The sequence below is a fragment of the Gallibacterium genomosp. 2 genome (assembly GCF_000771895.1).
Taxonomy (GTDB): domain Bacteria; phylum Pseudomonadota; class Gammaproteobacteria; order Enterobacterales; family Pasteurellaceae; genus Gallibacterium.
The window spans coordinates 1-5,433 of record NZ_JPXY01000045.1; the positions used below are offsets into that span (position 1 = coordinate 1).

5 protein-coding genes are annotated in these 5,433 nt (G+C 39.0%); 4 read left to right on the forward strand and 1 reads right to left on the reverse strand.

Annotated elements, in window-relative coordinates:
• From infB to P375_RS09180, 4 genes are all read left to right on the forward strand, one after another.
• Window positions 1-2,353: translation initiation factor IF-2 (infB, locus tag P375_RS09165; RefSeq protein ID WP_039136322.1), on the forward strand; the 2,353-nt coding region annotated here is incomplete at its 5' end.
• Between the two features lie 139 nt (window positions 2,354-2,492).
• Window positions 2,493-2,879, forward strand: a complete 387-nt coding sequence (gene rbfA, locus P375_RS09170; protein WP_039136323.1) for a 30S ribosome-binding factor RbfA — start codon at window positions 2,493-2,495, stop codon at window positions 2,877-2,879.
• Window positions 2,880-2,881: 2 nt separating this feature from the next.
• Window positions 2,882-3,802 (forward strand): tRNA pseudouridine(55) synthase TruB, encoded by a 921-nt coding sequence (truB, locus tag P375_RS09175; RefSeq protein ID WP_082985570.1) that lies wholly within the window; start codon window positions 2,882-2,884, stop codon window positions 3,800-3,802.
• 235 nt (window positions 3,803-4,037) lie between these two features.
• Complete coding sequence (locus P375_RS09180) at window positions 4,038-5,087, forward strand: porin (RefSeq protein ID WP_039136325.1); 1,050 nt, start codon at window positions 4,038-4,040, stop codon at window positions 5,085-5,087.
• Window positions 5,088-5,247: 160 nt separating this feature from the next.
• Here the strand turns inward: P375_RS09180 and P375_RS12650 are convergent.
• Window positions 5,248-5,433 (reverse strand): hypothetical protein (locus P375_RS12650; RefSeq protein WP_209434820.1); only part of this gene is annotated, 186 nt, incomplete at its 5' end.

The following is a 5,433-nucleotide window of genomic DNA, read 5'->3' on the forward strand; positions in this document are numbered from 1 at the left end:
AGAGGCGGAAGCCAAAGCGCAAAAAGAAGCGGAAGCCAAAGCACAAAAAGAGGCGGAAGCTAAAGCACAAAAAGAGGCGGAAGCCAAAGCGCAAAAAGAGGCGCAAGAGCAGGCGAAAAAAGAAGCTGAACAGGTGAAAGTGGCAGATGCTACAAAAGCTGAGACAACCAAGAAAACCGCTGTAAAAGACGAAAATAAACAGAAACGCAAAGCGGAAGAAGAGGAATTTCGTCGTAGAGCAGAAGAAGCCGCACGCCAAAAAGCGGAAGAGCAAGCTCGCAAAGCGGCAGAAGATGCCAAACGCTATGCTGATTTTGAAGATGACAATTTTAGCGATGATGATGTGGATGACTATTCCGATTATCACTTAACCTCTTCTTATGCTCGTGAGGCTGAAAATGAAGAAGAGCGCCGCAATGAAAATCGTGGTCGTGGTAAGAAAGTAGCGAAAGCGAAGAAAAACAATCGTGACGAGGAGTCTTCTAAAAACGAACGTGAAGCCAATCGCCGTAATAATCAGCAACAAAATGCGAAAGGTAAGAAATCTAATCGTAAGAGTGCATTGCAACAAGGTTTTACTAAACCGGCACAACCTGTTACTCGTGATGTCGTGATTGGTGAAACCATTACTGTCGGTGAATTAGCGAATAAAATGGCAGTGAAGGCGACCGAAGTAATCAAAACGATGATGAAAATGGGGGCAATGGCAACCATTAACCAAGTTATCGACCAAGAAACAGCACAATTAGTTGCTGAAGAAATGGGACATAAAGTGGTGTTACGTCGTGAAAACGAATTGGAAGAAGCGATATTAAGTGACCGTGATATGAATGCGGAAGCAGAACCACGTGCGCCAGTAGTAACCATAATGGGACACGTTGACCACGGTAAAACTTCATTGCTTGACTATATTCGTAAAGCGAAAGTGGCTGCAGGCGAGGCAGGAGGAATTACCCAACATATCGGTGCTTATCACGTGCATACACCAAACGGAGATATTACCTTCTTAGATACTCCAGGACACGCTGCATTTACTTCTATGCGAGCTCGTGGTGCGCAAGCTACTGATATTGTTGTGTTAGTTGTAGCAGCGGATGATGGTGTAATGCCACAAACTATTGAAGCAATTCAACACGCTAAAGCGGCAAATGTGCCATTAGTAGTGGCAGTAAACAAAATTGATAAGCCTGAAGCTGATCCAGATCGAGTGAAAACTGAACTTTCACAATATGGTGTTATTTCAGAAGATTGGGGTGGCGATACTCAATTTGTTAATGTTTCGGCAAAGAAAGGCATTGGAATTGATGAGCTATTAGATGCTATTTTGTTACAAGCTGAAGTGCTTGAGTTGAAAGCGGTCAAAGATGGTATGGCAACAGGAGTTGTTATTGAGTCTTACCTTGATAAAGGTCGAGGTCCAGTGGCAACAGTATTGGTGCAATCTGGCACATTAAACCGTGGCGATACTGTACTGTGCGGATTAGAGTACGGTCGTGTGCGTGCAATGCGTAATGAAATCGGTAAAGAAGTAAAAAGTGCCGGTCCATCTATTCCGGTAGAGATTTTAGGGCTTTCCGGCGTGCCTTCAGCTGGGGATGAAATGACGGTTGTTCGTGATGAGAAAAAAGCTCGTGAAGTCGCATTATATCGTCAAGGTAAATTCCGTGAAGTGAAATTGGCTCGTCAACAAAAAGCGAAACTTGAAAATATGTTCAGCAGTATGACTGAGGGCGATGTTTCAGAATTGAATATTATCGTTAAAGCGGACGTTCAAGGTTCGGTAGAGGCTATCTGTCAAGCATTGTTAGAGCTTTCAACTGATGAAGTGAAAGTAAAAATTGTTGGTTCAGGTGTAGGTGGAATTACCGAAACCGATGCGACTTTAGCTGCGGCTTCTAATGCTATCATTGTTGGTTTCAATGTACGTGCCGATGCCTCAGCACGTAAAGTGGTTGAAGCGGAGAATCTTGATCTTCGTTATTACTCCGTTATTTATGATTTGATCAATGAAATCAAAGCGGCATTAAGCGGTATGCTTCAACCTGAATTTAAACAGGAAATTATCGGTCTCGCAGAAGTACGTGATGTGTTCCGTTCACCGAAATTTGGTGCAATTGCCGGTTGTATGGTAATTGAAGGGGTAGTTAAACGTCATAATCCAATCCGTGTGTTACGTGATAATGTGGTGATTTATGAGGGAGAACTTGAATCATTGCGACGCTTTAAAGATGATGTGAATGAAGTGCGTAATGGTATGGAATGTGGTATCGGCGTGAAGAACTATAACGATGTTCGTGTCGGAGACCAAATAGAAGTATTTGAAACTGTTGAAGTAAAACGCTCAATTGAATAATAGCTGAGCATTATCAATAATAGGAAAGTGAGTGGCGGTAAATGTCGGCATTCACTTTGAAAAGATAAACTCAGAATCACTTAATGGAATAAATTTTTAAGGCGGTAATTATTGCCGCTTTTTTATTAAGGAGGCAATTATGGCAAGAGAATTCAGCCGTGCACAACGAGTTGCACAAGAAATTAAAAAAGAGATTGCAGTTATTTTGCAACGTGAAGTCAAAGATCCTCGAATTGGTATGGTAACTGTTTCTGATGTAGAAGTATCGAAAGATTTAGCTTATGCTAAAATTTTTGTTACTTTTCTTTTTGATGAGGATGAACAACAGATAGAACAGGGAATGGAGGGATTACATAATGCCTCACCTTATATCCGTTCGTTATTGGGTAAAGCAATGCGTTTACGTATTGTGCCGGAATTACGTTTTGTTTACGATAATTCGCTGGTTGAAGGAATGAAAATGTCTAATCTAGTGACAGAAGTGATTAATCGGGATAAAGCAAAACATCACGAAGATCAGGAGTAATGGTGGTAAAGAAAAAAGGACGAGATTTACACGGTATTATTCTGTTGGATAAACCGCAAGGCAACAGTTCAAATGGAGTAATGCAACAAGTAAAGCGTTATTTTCAAGCAAATAAAGCTGGTCATACAGGGGCATTGGATCCGTTGGCGACAGGAATGTTACCTATTTGTTTTGGCGAAGCGACCAAATTTTCGCAACATTTGCTTGATGCCGATAAATGTTATTTGGTTACAGCAAAACTAGGTGAACGCACAGATACTTCCGATGCAGAAGGCACTGTGGTGGAACGCAAAGCAATTAATGTGGACTTAGAACAAATTAAATCAGCATTGCCTCATTTTACTGGTAAGTTACAACAAGTGCCAACAATGTTTTCTGCACTAAAATATCAAGGGAAACCGCTTTATGAATATGCGCGTGCAGGTATTACTGTTGAGCGTCAAGCTCGACCAATTACTATTTTCTCAATTGATTTTATTGAATATCAGAAACCTTATCTCACTTTATCAGTGCATTGTTCAAAAGGCACTTATATCCGAACATTGATTGATGATCTCGGTGAATATCTTGGTTGCGGTGCACACGTTACAATGTTGCGACGTACCAAAGTAGCGAATTATCCTTATGAAGCAATGGTAACAATGGAACAGTTGGCAGAATTAGCGCAAAGTCACGATTTTACCGCTTTAGATAGATTATTATTGCCAATAGATACGGCGGTTGCGAGCTTGCCCAAATTGATATTACCCTTGCAACAGGCTGAAAAATTAATATTTGGGCAACGTATCAAATTGACGCAACCATTAGCCACAATGCACTACCGAATTTATGATGAAAATGCACATTTTATTGGGGTAGCGGAGATAGTTAATAATGTGCTACACCCTCGTAGATTGGTCAGTCAAGTTGCAAGAGAAGATTAAACAAATTTAGGAAAAATAGTTTAAAAATTTGTCTAAAAAAACATCATTTGGAGTGTTTTGTGTTTTTTTTATGCAAAAAAAGTGTTCTTTTGACTGTTTTTTAGGCTAAAAAATAAATAAAGGTTGATCAACTACCCAAGTTGGCGTAGGATTTGCCCCGAAATGAGGTCGATTAGACTTACATTTTCTTAAAAAGTTCACAGTAACTTAAAAAATTTTTATAGAGGTATTAATTATGAAAAAAACATTAATCGCACTTGCAGTAGCAGTAGCAGCAACTTCAGCAAATGCAGCTGTAGTTTATAATCAAGACGGTACTAAAGTTGAAGTTGGCGGACAATTCCGTGTTAAATTAACAAAAGATTCTAATGAACGTATTGATCTTAAAAACCCAGGTTCACGCATTGACATCAAAGCATCTCAAGATTTAGGTAATGGCTTCAGTGCATTAGCCGCTACTCAATTACGTTTCTCATCAAGAGATGAAGTAACTAAAGAAGCAAAAGAAGATTTCAATAAAATTGAAGCTCATGATGTATATGCAGGATTTGCTTATGATCAAGTGGGTACATTAACTTTCGGTAAACAAAATACCAACCAAGATGATTTAGGTATTTCTGACTATACCTATGATTTAGGTGATGTGAAAATGACTCACAACCACGATGATAAAGCGGCTAAATTCCGCAGCGTAGAATGGAATGGCTTTAGCTTCGGTGCAGATTATTTCTTCGGTGATGCGAAAAAAGATTCTGACACAGAACAAAATGGTAAAGGTTGGGGTGCAGCATTATTCTATACTGCTGAAGTTGCCAATGATACTACTTTAACTGTTAACGGTGGTTACACTAAAGTTAAGAAATTTGAAAGAAATGTAAAAGATTACAATGAAAGCGCTTATGTTGTTGGTGCTGAATTAGCAACTGGTCCGTTTGCATTAGCAGTTGACTGGTCTGAAGAACACACTACTAATGGCACTAACAATTTAGAATTTGGTACAACTGAAGTTGGCATTAATGCTCATAAAGTTAAAGCATTGGAAGTTGGTGCTAAATATAACTACTTAGAAAATGCGAAAGTATATGGTGAATACCAATACAAGAAAGCAACTCCAAACAGTGGTGATGATAAAGTAACTATGAACGGCTTTATCCTAGGTACTGACTACTGGTTTACTAAACAAGTTGTAACTTACTTAGAAGCTGGTACATTCCAATATAAAGATCAAGACAATAACAAAGACAGAGATAACAAAATCGGCGTTGGTTTCCGTGTTTATTTCTAATTTAATTTGTTAGTTGTGAAACCCCGATCAGTTGATCGGGGTTTTTGTTTTTTGTCCAACTATTTCGAATGAGAAAAGTGGGTTTGGAGAGCTAAGAAAATAGTGTATTTGTCAATTCTCATTACTGTAGATCTTGGAACAGTAAAAAGACTTCTCCTTGCTATGCTCGAAAAATGATAACTTTCTGCCTAAAATCTATTTCTATTCTGGCAAGTTTAAGCTTATTGAAATTTGTGGGCATAGTAGACAAAATTGTTGCTAAAAAGTGGCTTAAAGCCTTATAGTACAAGGCTTTAAGCCCTCTTTTTGAAATATGAGTAAAAAACTGCCCATTTTGCCAAAGTGC

Excerpts from the sequence above, each read along its gene's own strand:
- rbfA (WP_039136323.1), top strand. The coding sequence starts at position 2,493 with ATGGCAAGAGAATTCAGCCGTGCACAACGAGTTGCACAAGAAATTAAA.
- P375_RS09180 (WP_039136325.1), top strand. The coding sequence starts at position 4,038 with ATGAAAAAAACATTAATCGCACTTGCAGTAGCAGTAGCAGCAACTTCA.